The following is a 3366-nucleotide window of genomic DNA, read 5'->3' on the forward strand; positions in this document are numbered from 1 at the left end:
CTCGGTCGCCGCCCTGCGCCGCCGCCCCGAGGGCCACCGGCGCCCCGCCGGCCTCGACGGCGTCCGCCGCTCCCTGCTCGAAGAGGGCGCCTACGGCAAGTACCGCGCCTTCCAGGCCGCCAACCGCGCCCGCCGCACCGTGCGGTCCACGGTGCGCACCGGCCGGCGCCGGATCGGCGCACAGGTCCGCGACCTCCGGTACCGCCGGGCCCTGCACCGTCCCGTCGACCCCAACCTGGCGGTGTTCGCCGCCTACTGGAACCGCGGGGTCGCCTGCAACCCGGCCGCGATCGCCGCGAAGCTCGCCGAACTCGCCCCGCACATCCACCCGGTGTGGGTGGTGACCGGCGAGAACGTCGCCCTGCTCCCGCCCGGCACCGACCACGTCGTCCCCGGCACCCGCCGCTACTGGGAGGTGCTCGCCACCGCCAAGTACCTCGTCAACAACGTCAACTTCCCGAACGCCGTGGTCAAACGCCCCGGCACGGTCCACCTCCAGACCCACCACGGCACCCCGCTCAAGCGCATGGGCGTGGACCAGATGCCGTTCCCGGCCGCCGCCCAGGGCCTGGACTTCGACGCGCTGCTGGAACGCGTCGACAAGTGGGACTTCAGCATTTCCGCCAACAGCCACACCACCCGCATGTGGGAGCGGGCGTACCCGTCGCGGTTCGTCTCGCTCGACCACGGCTATCCGCGCAACGACGTCTACTACACGGCCGGCGCCGACGACATCCGGGCGGTCCGCGCACGCCTCGGCATCGCGCCCGGCCGCCGGGCCGTCCTGTACGCGCCCACACACCGCGACTACGAAGCGGGCTGGACCCCGCGCCTGGACCTCGCCGCCCTCGCCGAACACCTCGGCGAGGACACCGTGCTGCTGGTGCGCGGCCACTACTTCTACGACGGCGCCGCCTCCCCCGTGACCGGCCTGCGCCGCTCCGGCCGCATCGTGGACGTCTCGTCCTACGACCCGGTGGAGGAGCTGTGCCTGGCCGCCGACGTCCTGGTCACGGACTACTCGTCGATCATGTTCGACTACGCCAACCTCGACCGCCCGATCGTCGTCCACGCCGACGACTGGGAGACGTACCGCACCACGCGCGGCGTCTACTTCGACCTGATGGCCGAGGCGCCCGGCCCGGTGGCCCGCACCCAGGACGAGCTGACCGGGATCCTCACCACCGACGCCTGGCGCGACGAGAGCGCGGCGAAGGCGCGGGCCGTCTTCCGGCACCGGTTCTGCGAGTACGACGACGGCCGCGCCGCCGAACGCGTCGTACGCCGGGTCTTCCTCGGCCAGGACGAGGCGTCGCTGCCGCCGGTGCTGCCGATCGGGGAACGCACCCCGGCGCCGGCCCCCGAGGAGGCGTCATGAGCACCCCCCGGCTCCCCGACGTGACCGTCACGGTGATCGTGCACAACGACGCCGGACGGCTCCCCCGCGCGGTGGAGTCCGTCCGCCGCCAGACCCACCGGAACATCGAGATCGTCATCAGCGACGACCACTCCACGGACGACACCCCCCGGGTGGCGCGGGCGCTGGCGGCCCGCGACGGCCGCATCCGGTACCTGCGGCTGCCGGAGAACAGCGGCGGGTGCAGCGCGCCGCGCAACCGCGCCCTGGAGATCGCGCGGGCGCCGTACCTGATGTTCCTCGACAGCGACGACGAGCTCCCGCCGGAGTCGGTCGCGTCGCTGCTCGCCGCGCACCGCGAGCGCGACCTCGACTTCGCGATGGGCGCGGTGCGGCGGATCCGGGTGGACACCGGCCGCCGCTCCACCTGGATGCCGCACCTCGTGCGCGAACGCCGCACCCTGGACGGCATCGAGGCCGACCCGCGGCTGTTCTTCGAGCACCTGTCGACCGGCAAGATGTACGCCCGCGCCTTCCTCGACCGGCACGACCTGCGCTTCCCCGAGGGCATCCACTACGAGGACCAGCTCTTCTCGGCCCAGGCGTACTGCCTGGCGAAGCGGTTCACGATCGTCCCCGAGCCGGTGTACCTCTGGTACGTCGCCCCCTACGCGGGCTCCGACACCGCGTCCATCTCCAACCAGCGGCATCTGCTCGGCAACGTCCGCGACCGGATCCACGTCCAGCGGCTGATCGACGCCTTCCTGGCCGAGAGCGGGCACGAGGGGCTGCGCGAGGACAAGGACCACAAGTTCCTGAAGCACGACTTCCGGATGTACGCGGGCGACCTGCCCTACCGGGACGAGGAGTGGCTGGCGTCCTTCGCGGACCTGGTGAACCCGTACCTGGAGACCCTGTCGCCGGGCGCGTACGCCCGGCTGCCCCGCGCCGAGCGGGTGGTGCTGCGGCTCGTCCGCGACCGGCGGCTGACCGAGGCCCGGTGGGCGGCCCGGGAGCTGGGACACGACGTCGCCCCGAGGGAGCTGACCACGGGCCCGGACGGCCGTACGTACTGGGGCGGGCGGGTCCCCGAGTCGGCGGGCGCCCGCCGCGAACTGGACCTGACCGAACTGGAGCCGGACACCCGCCCGTTCTCCGTCGCCCGGTTCCGCCACGAGATCACGGAGATCACCCGGGGCCCGGGCGCCTCCGTCGACCTGACCGTACGCACGTACGACCCGGCCCTGCGCCTCCCGGTCGGCCCCCAGCGCGCGAGCCTGATCGTCTCCCCCGGCCGGCGCCGCCTGACCGTCCCCTTCCGCCTCTCCCCGGTCCGCCCCGGTGTCTTCGAGGGCCGCGTCCGTCTCGACCCGGCGACCGCACGCCTCCCGCTGAGCGGCTTCGCCGGGGTGCGTCACCCCATGGTCCGCCTGACCTGCCGGGGCCACGGCAACCGGGGCCTGCTCCTGGCCCCCCTGGCCTTCCCGCCCCTGACCGCCCGCGTCCCGCGCCACCGGCTCACCATCGAGCCCGAGGGCCACATCCCGGGCCGCCTCCAGCTCCGCTGGCAACCAGCCGGCCTCACGGCGAGCCTGCTGCACCCGGCGGCCCGCCGCCTGGCCGTCCCCCGGGTACGCCGAGCGGCCCGCCTGGCGGCGAGCGTCTTCAGCCCGTCCGGCGTTTGATCCTTCAGCCCGTCCGGCGTTCGAGGACGAGGCCGTCCAGGCCGAAGGGGGTCCGGGGCGCAGCCCCGGGGAAGGGGAACGGGAAGGGGCGGTGGGGGCGAAAACCCAGAACCACCCCTCCCCCTCCCCCATCACAGCTCAGGGCACCGCATAGAGCACCTCCCCCTCCGGCCCCCGAGCCACCACCCGCAGCCCACTGTCGTCCAGTCCCCCACCCCCGCCGACCACCCACCGCACCCCGTACTCCCGCTCGATCCCCCGCCGCACGGACGACGGCGTCCGCTCCGCGAAGTACACCTCCGTGACCGCCATCCGACGCTCCTC

The 3366-nt window shown here is 74.0% G+C and carries 2 protein-coding genes and 2 pseudogenes; 2 read left to right on the plus strand and 2 right to left on the minus strand.

Going from position 1 to position 3366, the window contains the following annotated elements; translation table 11 throughout:
- Both B7767_RS28650 and B7767_RS28655 read left to right on the plus strand, forming a co-directional pair.
- A partial coding sequence (locus B7767_RS28650) for a CDP-glycerol glycerophosphotransferase family protein (protein WP_143652678.1) occupies nucleotides 1-1378 on the plus strand: 1378 nt, incomplete at its 5' end.
- Nucleotides 1375-3042 (plus strand): glycosyltransferase family 2 protein, encoded by a 1668-nt coding sequence (locus tag B7767_RS28655; RefSeq protein ID WP_085574699.1) that lies wholly within the window; start codon nucleotides 1375-1377, stop codon nucleotides 3040-3042. The genes B7767_RS28650 and B7767_RS28655, both read left to right, overlap by 4 nt.
- Before the next feature lie 2 nt (nucleotides 3043-3044).
- On the opposite strand, the pseudogene B7767_RS49420 reads toward B7767_RS28655, so the two are convergent.
- Both B7767_RS49420 and B7767_RS28660 read right to left on the minus strand, forming a co-directional pair.
- Nucleotides 3045-3190, minus strand: a pseudogene (locus B7767_RS49420) (cobyrinic acid a,c-diamide synthase); the annotation flags it as partial.
- A pseudogene (locus B7767_RS28660) lies at nucleotides 3181-3366 on the minus strand (hypothetical protein); the annotation flags it as partial. The pseudogenes B7767_RS49420 and B7767_RS28660, both read right to left, overlap by 10 nt.

Source organism: Streptomyces sp. 13-12-16 (assembly GCF_002114215.1).
In the GTDB taxonomy this organism is placed as follows: Bacteria; Actinomycetota; Actinomycetes; order Streptomycetales; family Streptomycetaceae; genus Streptomyces.